The sequence below is a fragment of the Flavonifractor sp. An100 genome (assembly GCF_002161175.1).
Lineage (GTDB): Bacteria > Bacillota > Clostridia > Oscillospirales > Oscillospiraceae > Lawsonibacter.
Genome location: NZ_NFMA01000017.1, coordinates 34,400 through 49,807, shown reverse-complemented (window position 1 = coordinate 49,807; position 15,408 = coordinate 34,400). Strand labels below are relative to the sequence as shown.

Sequence of the window (15,408 nt, the reverse complement as noted above, 5' to 3'; positions counted from 1 at the left end):
CGACTACGCCCCCAGTGTTTCTTGGAATTCAAACCCGCCATATAGTTGAAAGCGGATGGTACTCTGAGTATCTACAACGATTCGTTCCACCAGCTTGGTGAACAGGGCTTCGTCAAAGCCGGACAGAGTCTCTGGACCGTTTCGGATGGTATCTATAGTTGTACGAAGCGCATCTACCTGTTCCTCAATATCCTCATTGCAAAGCAGCTTTCGCCTTTCCCGACGCAGCTCTGTCAGCTTGTTGTTGAGTTCCGCCTGCTTTGCGGATAAGGCAGCCTCGTCCAGGAGGCCTGCCGTGTGCAGCTTGGTGAGGTGGTAACTCTGCTCGGATGCCGTGGCGATGGCTGTGTTGACCGCCAGCATGGCCGGGTTGCCGCGATGCAGGGCGTCTGACAAGGCCTCCATTTGCTTCCGCACAGGCGCCAGCACGATGCCGTCATGGGTTTGCAGCTTGTGGTACATCCGAAGGAATGCCATATGGATGATGTCCTCGCTGACCCTGCCGTTGGGGCAGTCTGCGGCCTTCCTGTCATGCCTGCGGCATACCCAGGTGATCTTGCCGTTTTTAGATATCCGCCTTACCAATGTGCTGCCGCACAGCCCGCAGTGCATCTTTTTTGAAAGCGGAGAGTGTTCCCGCTGCAGGTCTATCCGCTGTCCTTTGCGCTGCAAAAGCGCCTGGGCTTTTTCAAATACATCCTTTGAGATGATGGCTGGATGGCTGCGCTCCACATAATATTGATCCTGTACTCCTCGGTTGATCCCCCTGGTAAAGGGAAATATTTTGGCGCAGGTCTTTTGGCATAAGGCGTCTCCCATATACTTTTCGTTGGTCAGAAGATAAGCGATGGTAGAGCTATACCATTGATGCCCTCCATCCGAAGTTAAAAGTCCTGTATTTGTCATCTGTTCCGCGATCCATTCCATACTGGCTCCGCCGAGGTATGCCTCAAAGATCCATTTGACATAGCGGGCCTCCTCAGGAATGATCTCCAGCTGCTTGCCGTCAATGATTTTATATCCAAAGGGTGCTTTACAGGTGACAAACTCTCCACGCTCCATGCGGCGCTGATAGCTCATGCGCTGATTTTTTGAGATGGAGATGGATTCCTCCTGGGCCAGAGAAGCGGAAACGCTCACCATCAGTTCCGAGGTGAGCGTTCTGGTGTCGATATTCTCTTTTTCAAACTTGACAGTCACACCCAGAGAGGAGAGCTCCCGCAGAGCGGCCAGGCAGTCACGGGTATTCCGGGCAAATCGGGAGATGGACTTGACCACGATCTTATCGATCTTACCCTTCCGGCAGTCTGCCATCAGGCGGTTAAAGTCCTCCCGATTGTCCATCCGGGTGCCGGTCAGGCCCTCATCTGCGTAGATGTCCACCAGATCCCAGCCATCGTGGGCGTTGATCGCCTGGGTGTAGGCCCGGATCTGAGCGGCATAGGAGTGGAGCTGGTCCGCCGAGTCGGAACTGACCCGGCAGTAGGCTGCTACCCGCAGGGTGTTCGGCTTCGCCGTTGTGGGTGGGATCACTTGTACTTCAGCCATTTCTTACTTGCCTCCTTCCATCTTTTTCGGCAACGAAACCATATCACACCCCTGCGGAAATAGCCAGCACTATTCCCAAACAGTTTTGGGCCTGTACCGCTTCGCGGACAGTCGTTTGGCCCTGGCAAGTTCTTCTTTGGTAAGCAGGCCGTCCGCGGCCATCTGTTCCCACAGTCCCACCGACAGCAGGTAGCGCAGTTCGTTTCGGATCTCCATCACGCAGCCTCCTCAAAGTAGCTCACATCCTTGACCTGCCGGATAAACTGCTCCACTGCATAAATGCTGTCTGTCACGGGCATTTCAGGCAAAGCGGAACGAACATCCTTGAAGTACCGGCGGTTTTTGGAGGCCCGTTCATCCAGGACCGCAATGACACAGGTATCCGTTTCCGTGCGGATGGCCCGCCCAAATCCCTGTTTGAGCCTGATCTGCATCTCCGGCACAGCCACGGCCCGAATGAATGAGCGAAGGTCAGGATATCCCTCCCGCTTTTTTTCTTGCAGCGCGTCCGGATATTGGAAGGGCAGTCTTGGGATGACCAGTAAGGAGACGCAGTCTCCGGGAAAGTCAAAGCCCTCCCAGGCGGCGCCGGTGGCAAGCAGAACGCTTCCGGGAGCCGCCTTAAACTGAGCCATGGTGTGCGGGGCGTTTCGTCCCATGGTAAACATTGAAAATGGAAGAGGCTGATGCTTCAAACGGTCCCTCACTGCGGACATGGCCGCATAAGAAGTAAACAATACCAACGCATGGCCGTGGACTGCGATCAGCAGTGTGCGGATCTCCACGGCCAGCTTGTCAAAGTAGTCTACTTCGTGCTGCCTGGGCGGCATAGCGGGAAAATACAGCAGGCAGTTTTTCCGGTAATCAAAGGGAGAGGGCGAAACAGACTCCTCCACCCGAGAGCTGCCGGCGAGGCCGGCCTCTTCTTTGAAACGACAAAAGTCATTGCCAATGGCCAGGGTCCCAGAAGTAAGGAGGATCGGCTGAGGCTGGGACCAGAGCGTTGTTTGGAGTTGGGCGGTCAGATCGGAGATGGAGGCGCACAGCAATGTGCCGCCGTCATCATCCTCCGCAGTGTAACACATCAAATCGGAGCGCTCCTCCAGAAATAGGTGGACTGCGGAGGATATCCGATCCAATTCCTTTCTGACGGTTGGGTCCAGTACCCCGCTAAGCTGTCTCTGGATGTCAGCCAGGGTTCGGGCCGGTCCGATCATGTGTCGGACATAGTCGGAAAAAGGGCGGTTACCATCAGGGGGTAGGGACATGAGTTTCAGAAGCGCCGCCGCCATGTCAGCCAGGGATTCCGATGCCAGCAGATACCGTTCTGCCCGCAGGGTGCGGATTAGCGTGCGGATGTCCTTGGCTGCAAGAGTAACCCCAAACATCTGCCGGGCAGTCTCGGGCAGCTTGTGTGCCTCATCGATGATCAAAGCGCCGAAGTCCGGCAGAATGGGGCGGTGACCGCTGCCCCGATGGATGGCGTCTGCCAGCAGAAGATTGTGGTTACAGATCTGAAACAGATAGCAGCCAGAGTTGCAGGCTTTCATGTAACAGAGGTACCGGCAGCTGTCCCTGCTGCAGTCGCATATCTGGGGCACACACACCCGGTTTCGGTCATACTGACTGAGATGGGGAGCCAGGTCCGTATCCAAATGGTCTCGCAGAGAAAGGAGGGCCTGGGCAGATAGCGGATTCTTTCGTTCCAGGTCCACTTGCCGCAGGCGGCGCATCAGGCGTTCATCACAGACATAGTGGCTTTTTCCTTTTCGGATGACCGCCCGGATGGTGGCCTGGATCAGCTTGTCCTCCATAAAAACAGAGGAGAGAAACGGGATGTATTCCGCCCATACCGCCGTTTGCAGGGCGATGCTGGACGTGGAGATGAGGATGGGCCGGAAGGGAATATTTTCCCTGTTCAGTGCCCTGGAAAAAGTAACACCGGCCACCAGATAGGCGTAGGTCTTACCGGTCCCCGTTCCTGCGTCACTTAAAGCAATCTTGCTGTGGGTCATGGCGTCCAGCATTTTGTGGCTCAGCTCGATTTGGCCGGGCCTAGCCACCATGCCATGTCTTGGGAAGAGGTCCTGAAAGATATGGTCGATCTCCTGATGTGCGATCTGCCTGTTAGGATAACTGATCATTTGTAAAATCTCCTTGAATAAGTTGAGTTGTTTTTCTTTTCCATTCTCGTCGTATTTGCAGCTCGCACCCCGACGATGGGGAACAGTACGGACCGGCTTTCGGCAAGAAGCCGCACGGGCTTTTACCTGGAGTCTCTACTGCTTTCAACTCCAGGGCAGCGCCGCCTGTCTTACGCGCAGGCCATGCGAGGTGTCTCATTGTGTACCCAAACAGCGTCTCTGCTAAGGAGCGTGCCATAGCTCCCCCGTGCAGGTGGCGTTCTCGCTCGGCCCAGGGCAGATGCCCTGGGTGTCATGGCGCGCGCTGCATGACGCTCGACTGTTTCGGTGGTGATCCGTACTGCTGGTATGAACTTATCAAGGTGTTGTGGAGCGGTGGGCGCTCCTTCAGGAAGCGAAACGGGCCAGAATCTGGTTCATTTCGTCCAGGTCCTCGCCTTGCAGACCGACCGCCAGGCGTTTGAGCAAAGCTGTCTGTTTGGGCGATAGCTTTGGCCGGTCCTGGAAGTACCAGTCGGCCACCCGGACTCCGCCGCCATATCGGCCACGGACCGTCTCGAGGGGGTAGGTGAGTGTGAGTTCTTCGATGTCACGACGGATGGTCCGTTCACAGACGCCGAGATCCGCCGCCAGATTCTGAACAGTATCGCTCCGCCGCTGGCACAGCAGGTTGATGATCTTCTGATGGCGGTCGTTGTTCCTCACACTCTCACCCCCTTTCACCTCCATGGCCGAATCATACAGGTTAAAGCGGACAGGCCATGTCCGGATTAGAAAACTTTTTTGAAAAATATTTTTGCAGCATCCAGATATGAAAAATGCTCATTCAACTCCGCCTGGGAGCTGAATGAGCGCAAAAAGAGCCGCTTGATCTCGCTGGCACACGCCGTTGAGCTTCTCTACCATTTTGGTGGAGAAAAACATCAAGCGGCACATGGGAAGTCAGCGCATCAAGCGGCTCCGGGGCACGATCTTCAGTTATTTTATTGTTGGAAGCTGTTTATGCTCTTCGGAAAGAGACAGGTGGGAATCCGACATTCTCTCCGCAATTTGGACATTTGATAAAAGAATAACCGTGGGACCCGCGGAACAGGATTTCAATCTTATGGTCGCAATAAGGGCACAGGCGAGCCAGAGTTATGTTGCTGCTCTCGGCACATTCTGCCCGGAGCCTGTCCTGTTCTGCCTTGACTTGGGCATAACGGACCGGGTTTTCGGTTCGTATATTGTATCGTGACATAAGGACGCTTCCCTCCGATTCAAAACAGTTCTTCCTCGTCCGCTTCAATGCGGACAAGGGCATACGGATCTTTCAAATCATTCCGAGCCAAAAGTCCAAGCTGCTCCAGCCGGATGGAGAGGGCGGACTTGGACACGCTCAGGTTTTCTGCCACTGCTGCAAACGCCTGGTATTCTTTCGGCGCAAAAACACGGTTTAACATATGGATTTTTTGGTCCAATCCCACTGCTTTCAGATGTTTCATCAGCAGATCCAGCGGCATCAAAATAGCAGCTGTCAGCGTATTGACACGCCATTCTTCCCAGTCCGCCTGCTTTCCGCTACGCAATATTGAGGAATCTGCGCAGCAATAGACCCGACGATGGTTTATCCCCGGAACATACTCTTTTGGAAAAAGCATTTTGAGAATGTGGTGGCTGGCTTCATGGACAAGTGTAAAGTGCAGCCGTCCAGGATTTACGTCCTGAGCTATCAGAGCGGATTCGATCAGAACAGTCCTGCCATCCAGGTAAAAATAGGTCGGGTTCTTTCTTTCATAAATTTGGACGCTCACCTGATCAAAAGCAGTCATGCCAAGGATTGACCCATCAATGGACAGCGTTCGATAGGTAATGTTCAGTCCAAGGAGATTTTGGAGCAAAACCTCTGGGCAAATCCGTTGAATCACATCACCCGTGGCTTCAACCATTCTCTGATAGGCCTTTACCACCCGTGTGGCAATCGCCTCTATCTCCATTCTCGATAGGTACGGCACACTGCTCTCCCCTTTCAGCCGTAAATCATTATAATTATCTCGAGGAGATATGTCAATAGTTATTTTATCTTAATAAGATAAAAATATTGACTTGCTGTACGATAGAACTTATAATATTTCTATCTGAGAGGGGAGAGATTAGTATGTCAACTGTGAAAAGAAGCCAGAATGCAGGGCCAGCCAAAGTTGTTCCTTTCCGTCCCAATGCGGTTTGGAATACTGCCGAGGAACGCGCAAATAACATCATTGGACAGAGATTTTCCATGGAACGCAAACGGCGGGGCCTCACACTGGAGGCACTGCGTGAGTTGCTGCAAAACCATGGTGTGGAGATCCAGATCCAGGGGTTAAACAAATGGGAAAAAGGACTTACAGTACCCAATGCATACCAGTTTATTGCGCTCTGCCGCATACTTGGGATCGAAGACTGTATGGTTGGCATGGAGTCGGTGCTTTTGAACGATACGGGGCTGCGAAAGCTGGATGAGTACAAGATGGATCTTATTGCTTCCAGCCGCTATCGGCCTGCTCCGGAGCGATATACAGAAACTTACATTGAAATGCCAGTCAGTACACTGGCTGTTTCGGCTGGAGTTGGTGAATTCTTGGATGAAGGCGGGTTTGAGATGATCCGTTTCCCCAGAAGTGCAGTTCCAAGCAAAGCTGATTTTGGTGTGCGTGTCAGCGGAGACAGTATGGAGCCGGTCTATCATGACGGTCAGATCGTCTGGGTGGAAAAAAAAGATACTTTGCAGCCCGGAGAAGTAGGGGTGTTCATCTGCAACGGGGAGGGCTATCTGAAAATATATGATTTACAGCGCCCCGCCGCAGAGGAAGCGGAGGACTATATGGACAGTGATGGTGTGCTGCATCTACAAGTAATGTTGATATCATATAATGAACGATATGCCCCAAAGCGCATTCTGCTTAGCGATTCTTTCTCTATCGTTGGAAGCGTTCTTTCGGGAACTTAACCTTAAGGGGTAGCATATGGAAGATTGGGATTGACTTCCACAATCGCTTTCTGTACGTTATCTACCACAGCCGCCTGATGAGAACATCCAGGGTCAAAGTTAAAGTTGCCGTGCTTATCCATCGGAGTAACCTGAAACATGGTCACCGCACATGAAGGAATATCCTAGAACAAGATTTTTTGTGCCAAATCAAGTATAATTTGCATAAATCACTCAAAGCGATGAGCGTCGAAGGATTGAATTCAACTATAAATCTATCTTTTAAAGAGGATATGCACCCAGAGTCTCCATCTGCATTGTTGATCAAAGGAAAAGGATGTTCCAATGTTACGACACAGAACCGGTAATTGCTCCCCTAAGGCAGATTGTCAAGGTTGCTCTAAGCTATGGAATCCTGGCATCCACAATTGACCTGTTTATCTGTTTGTCCTGTACTAATCTGGCCTGACCGAATAATCAGGCTGCCCCAAGTTTTATTTCACTCCCCGTAATACAAAGGTTGTCCAATGGAAGTAAAGCCCTCCAGGCCGGTGATCACCACATTATTTTGGCTAAACGCACAGTGGATGATGAGCAGGCTCCCATCCTCATCTCTGCTGCCTACGATCCCCACATGCTCATCACCGGGATAGAACACCAAATCGCCGGGCTGGGCCTCGTCCCAAGAGATGGGGGTACAGTAGGTGTGCTGCATGTGAGCGCCCCCGCCGTGACCGAGAATATAGTTCCCGCCGGTCGCATTGTAAAATACCCAGTCAACAAACCCGCTGCAATCAAGACCGTATGGGCGATATGTGCCCGTGGTGGAACTGCCGACTGCTGTGACCTTCTGGAGGGTACCCCAATGACCATTCCACCCGAGGATCAACGATTTGCCACCCCAAAAATAATTGACTTTGCCATAGAGAGACAGAGCTGTCTCCACCACAGCCCGGCGCTCCGGATCCAGGTCAACGGGCAGATCAGCCAGCACTTTCTTTGCTGCGGCATCAGAGATCGTAAGGTCCTCGACCAAAGGAACCAGCATATTGGAATTTGCCAGCAGTTGGTCCAGAGCCTCATTTTGTTCTTCGGTGAAAGAATAAAATACCCGCATATCATCCGGTGTCCTGGCGGTGATCTTCACAGTGAGTATTTGCTCTGTCCAGGCCGGTATGTCTCCATCTGCGGGGTGCTCCACCTCTCCGGAGGACGGTGTGAGCTTTGTCATGTCCCAGAACACAGTACGCAGGACCTCCACATTGGCAGCATCCAATATCGCCACGGTCGTTCCGTCGGGCGCACCTGCCGTTTTAGCAGCAAACACTGCCAGGACATCAGTCCAGGAGGGCGGTTGGCCCTGGAGCTCCAGGGTGTCATACTCATCCTCTGACTGCATACCGGAGATCTTCTCTCCCAACTCGCTGTTGATCTGTGCCACCGCCTGGGCGGGAGAGATGGCTCCGGTCATTTCATCAGGCCCGGCAAAAAAGATACCCAGCGGTGAGGCGAGGATGACACCGCACAGGCAGATGACAATCACCACTGCGATCACCACTCCGCCGCCTGCTATGGCTGCAGTGACCAGGACTCTTGACGCCGCGATCACGGCGCGGAGTGCGCAGTTTGCCGCCTGTGCGGCCTGTCTGGCGGTCACACGGGCCGCCTTTGCGGCCTTCTGGGCCCTTGCCAGTCTGACTCTCGCCTCCGCCGCACGGCGGGCCTGTCGGGCTGGAAATGCCATTGCTGGCGGTTTTCCACCCGGCCTTCCGATCCCAGCCGTTTTTCCAATGGGATGGGCAGCCGGCTTGACCGGTGCGCCCCGTTCCTTTACTACCGTCTTTGCAGTGCCGCCCATAGCCTGCCTGGAGGTCTCCCCGTGAGGCCGGGGCTGCACATGAGGACGCCCAGGCACCTGCCGCAGATGCTTGTGGGCTTCTATACCTTGCAGCCGTTTTCCCGAGGAAGGAGCTACTGCGGGACTATCTTCTCTTGTGGGCAAGCGCCGTTCCAGTTTTCCGCTGCGGAGAAGGGTCCCCTGGCGATTCCGCACAAAGGACGCTTTTCCTTTCTGCAAGGCGCTTGGCGGTGTGGCAGGTGCGGGATCGGCCTGCATCTTCAGATATGCGTCCTTAGTCTTGATGTTTCTTTTTTGAGGTGCCTGGGATGTAGGCAGCGGCTGAGTGCGGCTCCTGCCTGCACTTTGTGACTGAACTCGATCTCCCGTATCTTTTCCGCGGAGGCGGTCCCTTGGAGGCAGAGAGCCGCTACCCCTTGACTTTGCAGCTCCGGGAGTATCATGACGGTCAGGGTATCCGCCTGGATCTGCATCCGGGATGTATGCCGTGCCTTTTTTCCGTTTTCCAAGCAGGCGCTCGGCCAGCTGCTCCACCCGCTTGACGCCGCCCACCTCGGCATCGCCCAGCTGGTCACCGCCGAAGTCATCCTGCTGGCTGTGCTGGGCCGTATCCCGCAGCTGGCCCCGCAGGCGCTCCGTGCCGTCATCCAGCCCCCGCCGGATCAATTCCTTCGGCGCGGACTTGACCCGTTCTTTCAGGGAATGCTGTGCCTGGGGCCTCTCTTTGATCTTATGGATATATCTCACCTCCATTCAGCAGGGAGGGGCCTTGGCCCCTCCCTGGCTTTATTACGCGGCCAAGTCAGAGGGCTTGGTGGTCATCAGTTTATAGAGCTGCGTATGCCGGGGAAAATTGTCCAGGAAGGGCACAATGGCACTGCCGCACTTGATGAGTCCCCGTCCAAAGTCCACATTGGTGATGTAGGAGAGCTGGTTGTCGGAGATGTTCAGCAGCCGGGCCAGCTCCAGCCGGTCGGTGCTGGATTGGTTGAGCATGACTAAGAATTCACTGTTGGCCAGCATGGTCCGGGCCGTGTGGGACTGGAGCAGGTCGTCCACATTCTGGGTCAGGCCGGTGCAGCAGGCACCGTACTTCCGGACCCGCTTCCAAAGGGTGAACAGGAAGTTGGCGCTGTACTCATGCTGGAACAGCAGATAGATCTCATCGATATAGATCCAGGTATTCCGCCCCAGGCGGCGGTTGCGGGTGATCCGGTTGAGAAAGCTGTCCAGGATCACCAGCATGCCCATGGAGAGCAGCTGTTTGCCCAGCTTGCGGATGTCATAGCAGGTAATGCGGGAGTTGGTGTCCACATTGGTGGGTTTGGCAAAGGTGTTGAGACTGCCCTCCGTAAACAGTTCCAGGGCCAGCGCCACGTCCCGCGCCTCCGCCTCCGGCTGGCGCAGCAGTTCCGCGTGGAAGTCCTGGAGCGTGGGGGCCTGCCCCTGGCAGCCATCCCGCACATAGTTGTGGTAGCACTGTGCCGTACAGCGGTCGATGATGGACTTCTCCTTGGCAGACAGTTTTCCAGCTCCCACAGACTGCTCACAGAGAGAAAGCAGGAACTCCGATTTCAGCACCACGGGGTTTTCCCCTTCGCCGTAGCCCTGCTCCATATCCATGGCGTTGATGTGGTTGCTGGAGGTGGCCGACATCTCCATCACCTCGCCGCCCAGCCCCTCCACCAGGGGCCGATACTCACTTTCCGGATCGATGATCAGGATGTCATCCTGCGTGGAGAGGGCCAGGGCGGTGATCTCCCGCTTGGCGGTAAAGGATTTGCCGGAGCCGGACACACCCAGAACAAATCCGTTGCCGTTGAGGAGCTGCTTGCGGTCGGCAATGATGAGATTTTTGCTGATGACATTCTGGCCGTAGTAGATGCCGCCCCGGTCCCGGATCTCCTGGGCTTTGAATGGCATGAGGACGGCCAGGGCCTCGGTGGTAAGGGTCCGCAGGGCGTCGATCCGCCGCAGCCCCAGGGGGAGAGCGGTCACAAGGCCCGCGTCCTGCTGCCAGTTCAGGGTGGTCAGCTGACACAGATGCTTGCGTGCGATGGACTGGAGGGTCTCTGTGTCGCTGTCCAGTTCCTCCTTGCTGTCGGCCAGATGCACCAGAGTCACCACGGCGAACATCATCCGCTGGTCCCGCGTGGTCAGGTCATCCAGCATTTCCCGTGTCTCTTTCCGCTGCTGCTCCAGGTCGTAGGGAACCACCGCTGAGAAGTTGTTGTTGCTGTTCTGCCGCCGCTGCCAGTTGGTGACGTTGGTCTCTACCCCCAGCAGGCGGTTCTGCATTTCACGCACGGCCTCGTCGGTGGGGACGGGAATCACATCGATGGACAGCATCATGGTGCGGTTCAGGCTGGTGAGCTCATTGATCATGGAGTCCTTGATGTAGCTGGCATACTCCTTGAGGAACATGGCCCGGCCATATTGATCGCCCATGATGAAGTGATCCTTCCGAAACTCCATGCTGTCCGGGCAGATGGTATCCTTGAAGGAGCGTCCTGTTCTCATGCACTCCCGCAGGTCGATATGGAACCGGGACTCCTCGCCCACCCGGTAAAAGTCGTGGAGCACACGCAGCCGCTCTACCGCGTCCAGCTCCTCACAGTGGGAATCCAGGTGATTGAGCCGGGTGGTCACATCATTCATGACCCGGTCAAAGAAGGTGCGGGCCTCCTCGGGCGTTTTTTTATGGGCGGATACTGTGACATATCGCTCCTGCACCATGCTGTTGGAGGAGTCGGTGACCTTGTCCAGCAGCATGGCGTTGTACTCCAAACGGTCCCCGTCCAGATGATCCCCCTGGGGCGGGATCAAGATCTCCTGCTCAAAATTGCGGCGGTTGAGCCGTTTGTTGTTGATGGTGATTTTGGTGGTAGAGCCGGTGTCCAGGGCATTGAGCAGTTCGGAGTAGCCCAGGAACATGGAGGTCTTGTCCTCTTTGGAAGCGATGGCGTAATTGATGTCGGAAAAGCGGATGGTTTTTGAGAATTTCCCACCAAACTGAAAAAGCCCATCCGGCCAGAGGCGGCGAATGGGGATGGTATCCTGTACGGACTTTGGCAACGAAAGGTGTTCTTTGTCCTGCTTCAGCGTGTTTTGAAGGGTTTTAATCAAGTCGGATGGCCTCCTTTATTGACGAGTGTTCCATGAGTTTTACATACAAGTTGTCCGATTTGAACGAAAGCCGTTTGGGCATGAGAAATTCCGAGCGGATGTAAGCCATGAGAAATTGTTCCAGTGTCATGCCGTTGTAGGTAAAAAAACCGCCCAGGGCAAAGGGAAACGCGGTCAGGATGCACACCCAGCCGATCTCGCCAGTCCCCAGCACCGGACGCAGACCGAAGTACACGGCCAGCGCCACTAGAACAGCCAGCAGGGCAAACAAGAACTGCCGCAGGGACAGGCCAAAAAACAGGCTTTCCTGATAATTCCGGACTTCTTTGTTGATGCGGACCTCCAAGGTCTCACCTCCTGCATTTTTGCTTGGTTTTCATGGACAGACCGTTGTAAAGCCTGTCCGGCTATGGTACCATTTGCTCAACTTAGGAAGGGAGTGGAGCGTATGGCGTACTTGATCCTCGGGGTTGTGATGATTTTTCTCTCCATCGTGTTCCGCTTGGCAACCGTATTTTGCCTGACCATTCCACTGCTTTATGCGCTGGTCGTTCCCACCGTGTTCCACGAATGGTACTATGCCAATCAGACTCTGGCCAATGTCATCTGGTATGTGCTGCTGGCGGCGGTAGTCCTATCCTGGGTCGTCTCCCTGGTTCGAAAGGTCCGGGGCATTCTGCTCCGGCGGAGAGAGGACAAGATGCTGGAGCTTATCGTGCGCAACCGTATGCGGGAGGCACAAATGCATGGGGAGCCGGAACAGGATGGCGGATATAAAATTCAGGTGGACGACCTGTTTGAGGATGATTAACCAAGCCCCATCAGCTCCCTGATGATCCGGTCGCTCATCTTGATTGAGCCTACCAGCACCAGCATGTTGAAGATCAATTCTCCAATGTAGTTCCAGACCAAAGTTGCCGGAGCCAGTGAGCTGCTCCCCATAGCTGGCGGTGTAGAGGCAAATTTTGAAAAAATGATACACGCAAGCACCATGATACAGCTCTCCAAGCAGATCGCGGCATAGCTTTTCAGAAAGGCTATGCCAATGCTGCTGGAGGGCTGTCCCGCAAAACTGGACAACGGAATGGGCGCGATGGCTGTGGCTATATAAAGTTTAAAAAAGCGGGAGTAGACGGTCAGGATCATAACAAGGGACAGGACCCAGATAAAGAGGGAGCCCAGCAGGGTAACTGCCCAGAGGGGGATGGATTCCAGGAGCCCCACACTTTTAATTGTTGTGATCATTTCGCTGGGCAATGTGGTTGGAGAAATGGTAATTACCCCTGCGGCACCCATAATAGCAGTTACTGTTCCCTGGGCAATTTGGAACAGAGATTTCATTAGTTCCATACCATAGGTGACCGCAGCCTGAGCAAGCACAAAACGAATAAAACATTTAAATACTACTTCCGGCCGTTTCAGTTCTGTAAAACTTCCAAATGTCTTTATCACACCCATGACAAAAAACAGCACCAGCAAAGCACAGCCAATCGCCTGCAGGGCTTCATTGATATTGACGATTACACGCCAAATCCCGCCGCCCTTAAAGTTTTCCGGGCTGGTACTGACAAGGCTCCAAATTTCCGTCATTTTGCCATTCCATGTTTGCAATGCAGAATTTAGGTTGTCTACGATCCAGTTCCCACTGCCCAATTACATCACCTCCTCGTCGGGGCGAAATCCATTTCGCTCCGGTCCCGCCTGGCGGCGAAAATTACGCTCCATTCCTTTGTCCCTTCTCTCCCACCCGCAGCCGCTGTGCCGGGCTGCGGGTGGGCGTTTTTTACTTTCTTGCTCATCAACCGGTGATGAGGGTGAGGATCTCCTTGGTAAAGGTGATCACGATGCCGCCGGCGACAGTGAGCATACCATTGGCCCGCTGAGAGGGGTCGTGGCTCTTGAGGGACAGGCCCAGCTGGAGGACGCCGAAGCCCAGCAGGATCAGGCCGATGGCCCGGATCAGGGAGAAGATGAACTCGGAAAGGTTGTTGACGACCGTCAGCGGATCGTCCGCGGCAAAGGCCGGGACAACCATAACGGTCAGCGCCAGAACGAGGCAGGAAAACAGGGCGTACAGTTTCCGCGCGCGGCGCTCATACTTACGGGTGGTCAAATCATGTCTCATACTGCAGTCTCCTTTTCTTCATCGGTTTCATCGGCAGAAATAACCTGAAAGAGCGGTGTGCCCGGAATAGCCGGTGTGGTGTTGTGTCCATGGTGAATATACGGCGCTCCGCCTCCGTCCACGGTGCAGCGGATAGCGGGGTGTTCGGTCAGTTCATACTTCAGGTCCATGACGGGCTTTGCACCCCGGATAAACAAGATGCAATAGCGGTTATCCAGCGCACGGACCTCATCGGGGGTGAGCAGCTCCCGCCCGCTCATCTGGAAATTGGTGGAGTAGGAGCCCGATTTCCCCTTGGTCTGCCCGTGTGTTTTGGTATCAATGGTGGCCTTGCCCAGGGCCTCGGAGATGTACTTATGGGTGCTCTGCTCATTGCCGCCCAGATAGAGGATGGTGTCCGAGTTGCCGGGAATGGTCTCCCAGGAGTCCTTATACAGCTCCTTGATCTGGGCCATGTTCTGGATGATGGTGCTGCAGGAAATGTTTCTGGAACGCATAGTGGACAGCTCCCGAGGCAGCCCACCCAGATTGATGGAAGGAGCCTCATCCAGTACAAAGTGGACATGCCGGGGCAGCGCCCCATGATGAATCTGATCCGCGCTGTAATAGAGCGTCTGAAATGCCTGGGAATAGAGCAGGGACACCAAGAAATTGAAGGTGCTGTCATTGTCCGGGATCACGGCGTAGAGAGCGCATTTCTTTTCTCCCAGGGTATAGAGATCCATATCGTCGTGATCCGTGATGGCCCGGATCTGGGGCAGGTTGAAGGGGGCCAGACGAACCGCAGCGGAGACCAGGATGCTCTTGGCCGTCTTGCCCGCGCTCTGCTTGAATACTTTGTACTGCCGCAGAGCCACGCTCTCCGGGTTTTCCCGTTCCATGGCCTGGAACAGCAGATCCAGGGGGGAGAGATACTCGTCATCCTCCTCCCGAACCTCCGCGTATTCCAGCACCCGCATGACCATGGAGAAGTTCTGTTCATACTCCGGGGCCTCCTGGAACAGCATGAGGATGATGGCTTGGAGGAGTGCCGTCTCCGCCTTTGTCCAGAATGGGTCGGATTCGTGGCTGCCCTTTGGTGTGGTGGCCTGGATGAGGTTATTGACCAGCTTGAGGACATCTTTTTCATCCCTCAGATAGCGGAATGGGTTGTACCCGTCCGACTGTTCCAGGTTGACCAGGTTGAGCACCCGGATGTCATATCCTTTGCTTTTCAGCCATCCCCCGGTGGCCGTGAGCACCTCCATTTTCGGGTCGGTGATAACATAGTTGGTATTGGCTTCCAGGATGTTTGGCTTCACATAGCTGCGGGTCTTGGCCGCGCCGCTGCCGCCAATGACCAGGACATTGAGGGAGCGGCGGTGCTTGTGAGTATCCAGGCCCAGGCGGACATGGCGCGTGAGGATCTTATTCTCCTTTTGGCGGAACATGGCGTTGACCTGCCGGGGAGAGCCCCAGGCAGCGGAGCCGTGCTCCTCGCCGTCCCGCGTGCGCCGCTGCTCCGAGGCGTAGATACATAGGCCCATGATATAGAGGCCGGTGCAGATCAGGATGGACAGCAGGCTTTTGTCTGTCCAACGGATATCCAGCGGGTGCTGGAGCGCTGATGTCAGATTGGTAAGAAGCTCCGGCAATCCACACCCCAAGGATTGGGCAATGA

At 54.8% G+C, this 15,408-nt stretch carries 15 protein-coding genes; 3 read left to right on the top strand and 12 right to left on the bottom strand.

Annotated features, from left to right (window positions below):
• Positions 1-3: 3 nt before the first annotated feature.
• The 4 genes from B5E43_RS10355 to B5E43_RS10345 form a co-directional block, all read right to left on the bottom strand.
• Positions 4-1,548 carry a recombinase family protein gene (locus B5E43_RS10355; RefSeq protein ID WP_087396451.1) on the bottom strand — a complete coding sequence of 515 codons (1,545 nt, stop codon included), beginning with the start codon at positions 1,546-1,548 and terminating at the stop codon, positions 4-6.
• A gap of 69 nt (positions 1,549-1,617) precedes the next feature.
• Entirely contained in the window at positions 1,618-1,764 is a 147-nt protein-coding gene (locus tag B5E43_RS15245) for an SHOCT domain-containing protein (protein ID WP_164475089.1), read from the bottom strand.
• Positions 1,764-3,692 carry an ATP-dependent DNA helicase gene (locus B5E43_RS10350; RefSeq protein WP_087396449.1) on the bottom strand — a complete coding sequence of 643 codons (1,929 nt, stop codon included), beginning with the start codon at positions 3,690-3,692 and terminating at the stop codon, positions 1,764-1,766. The genes B5E43_RS15245 and B5E43_RS10350 overlap by 1 nt, the downstream gene beginning before the upstream one ends.
• A 387-nt stretch (positions 3,693-4,079) precedes the next feature.
• Positions 4,080-4,421 (bottom strand): DeoR family transcriptional regulator, encoded by a 342-nt coding sequence (locus B5E43_RS10345; RefSeq protein WP_087396447.1) that lies wholly within the window; start codon positions 4,419-4,421, stop codon positions 4,080-4,082.
• A gap of 54 nt (positions 4,422-4,475) precedes the next feature.
• Here B5E43_RS10345 and B5E43_RS15135 point away from each other — a divergent pair, with 54 nt between their 5' ends.
• Positions 4,476-4,754 (top strand): hypothetical protein, encoded by a 279-nt coding sequence (locus tag B5E43_RS15135; RefSeq protein WP_158099021.1) that lies wholly within the window; start codon positions 4,476-4,478, stop codon positions 4,752-4,754.
• Positions 4,755-4,951: 197 nt separating this feature from the next.
• Here B5E43_RS15135 and B5E43_RS10335 read toward each other — a convergent pair whose 3' ends face one another.
• A complete protein-coding gene (locus B5E43_RS10335) occupies positions 4,952-5,668 on the bottom strand; it encodes a hypothetical protein (protein WP_087396443.1) in 717 nt (238 codons plus the stop codon).
• A 161-nt stretch (positions 5,669-5,829) separates the two neighbouring features.
• Between B5E43_RS10335 and B5E43_RS10330 the strand changes: the two genes are divergently transcribed.
• A complete protein-coding gene (locus tag B5E43_RS10330; protein WP_087396441.1) occupies positions 5,830-6,660 on the top strand; it encodes an XRE family transcriptional regulator in 831 nt (276 codons plus the stop codon).
• A 2-nt stretch (positions 6,661-6,662) separates the two neighbouring features.
• Here B5E43_RS10330 and B5E43_RS14915 read toward each other — a convergent pair whose 3' ends face one another.
• From B5E43_RS14915 to B5E43_RS10315, 4 genes are all read right to left on the bottom strand, one after another.
• On the bottom strand, positions 6,663-6,800 hold the full coding sequence (locus tag B5E43_RS14915; protein WP_143382992.1) for a hypothetical protein: 138 nt from the start codon (positions 6,798-6,800) through the stop codon (positions 6,663-6,665).
• Between the two features lie 338 nt (positions 6,801-7,138).
• Entirely contained in the window at positions 7,139-9,250 is a 2,112-nt protein-coding gene (locus tag B5E43_RS10325; protein WP_087396440.1) for an NlpC/P60 family protein, read from the bottom strand.
• Between the two features lie 36 nt (positions 9,251-9,286).
• Positions 9,287-11,623 (bottom strand): DUF87 domain-containing protein, encoded by a 2,337-nt coding sequence (locus tag B5E43_RS10320; RefSeq protein ID WP_087396439.1) that lies wholly within the window; start codon positions 11,621-11,623, stop codon positions 9,287-9,289.
• Complete coding sequence (locus B5E43_RS10315) at positions 11,616-11,969, bottom strand: PrgI family protein (RefSeq protein ID WP_087396436.1); 354 nt, start codon at positions 11,967-11,969, stop codon at positions 11,616-11,618. Before B5E43_RS10315 ends, B5E43_RS10320 begins: the two co-directional genes overlap by 8 nt.
• 102 nt (positions 11,970-12,071) lie before the next feature.
• On the opposite strand from B5E43_RS10315, the gene B5E43_RS10310 reads away from it, so the two are divergent.
• On the top strand, positions 12,072-12,434 hold the full coding sequence (locus tag B5E43_RS10310) for a molecular chaperone GrpE (protein ID WP_242964799.1): 363 nt from the start codon (positions 12,072-12,074) through the stop codon (positions 12,432-12,434).
• On the opposite strand, the gene B5E43_RS10305 is transcribed toward B5E43_RS10310, so the two are convergent.
• The 3 genes from B5E43_RS10305 to B5E43_RS10295 all read right to left on the bottom strand — a co-directional run bounded on the left by B5E43_RS10305 (position 12,431) and on the right by B5E43_RS10295 (position 15,382).
• Positions 12,431-13,276 carry a hypothetical protein gene (locus tag B5E43_RS10305; RefSeq protein WP_087396433.1) on the bottom strand — a complete coding sequence of 282 codons (846 nt, stop codon included), beginning with the start codon at positions 13,274-13,276 and terminating at the stop codon, positions 12,431-12,433. The two genes, B5E43_RS10310 and B5E43_RS10305, sit on opposite strands and share 4 nt — an antisense overlap.
• Before the next feature lie 145 nt (positions 13,277-13,421).
• A complete protein-coding gene (locus tag B5E43_RS10300) occupies positions 13,422-13,748 on the bottom strand; it encodes a formate hydrogenlyase (RefSeq protein ID WP_087396431.1) in 327 nt (108 codons plus the stop codon).
• Entirely contained in the window at positions 13,745-15,382 is a 1,638-nt protein-coding gene (locus B5E43_RS10295) for a type IV secretory system conjugative DNA transfer family protein (RefSeq protein WP_242964798.1), read from the bottom strand. The genes B5E43_RS10300 and B5E43_RS10295 overlap by 4 nt, the downstream gene beginning before the upstream one ends.
• Positions 15,383-15,408: the final 26 nt, after the last annotated feature.

What these genes read in the sequence shown, in the direction of transcription:
- B5E43_RS10345 (WP_087396447.1), bottom strand. Translation starts at nt 4,421, where the DNA reads ATGGAGGTGAAAGGGGGTGAGAGTGTGAGGAACAACGACCGCCATCAG.
- B5E43_RS10350 (WP_087396449.1), bottom strand. Translation starts at nt 3,692, where the DNA reads ATGATCAGTTATCCTAACAGGCAGATCGCACATCAGGAGATCGACCAT.
- B5E43_RS10330 (WP_087396441.1), top strand. Translation starts at nt 5,830, where the DNA reads ATGTCAACTGTGAAAAGAAGCCAGAATGCAGGGCCAGCCAAAGTTGTT.
- B5E43_RS10355 (WP_087396451.1), bottom strand. Translation starts at nt 1,548, where the DNA reads ATGGCTGAAGTACAAGTGATCCCACCCACAACGGCGAAGCCGAACACC.
- B5E43_RS10335 (WP_087396443.1), bottom strand. Translation starts at nt 5,668, where the DNA reads ATGGAGATAGAGGCGATTGCCACACGGGTGGTAAAGGCCTATCAGAGA.
- B5E43_RS10300 (WP_087396431.1), bottom strand. Translation starts at nt 13,748, where the DNA reads ATGAGACATGATTTGACCACCCGTAAGTATGAGCGCCGCGCGCGGAAA.
- B5E43_RS10325 (WP_087396440.1), bottom strand. Translation starts at nt 9,250, where the DNA reads ATGGAGGTGAGATATATCCATAAGATCAAAGAGAGGCCCCAGGCACAG.
- B5E43_RS14915 (WP_143382992.1), bottom strand. Translation starts at nt 6,800, where the DNA reads ATGTTTCAGGTTACTCCGATGGATAAGCACGGCAACTTTAACTTTGAC.
- B5E43_RS10310 (WP_242964799.1), top strand. Translation starts at nt 12,072, where the DNA reads ATGGCGTACTTGATCCTCGGGGTTGTGATGATTTTTCTCTCCATCGTG.
- B5E43_RS15245 (WP_164475089.1), bottom strand. Translation starts at nt 1,764, where the DNA reads ATGGAGATCCGAAACGAACTGCGCTACCTGCTGTCGGTGGGACTGTGG.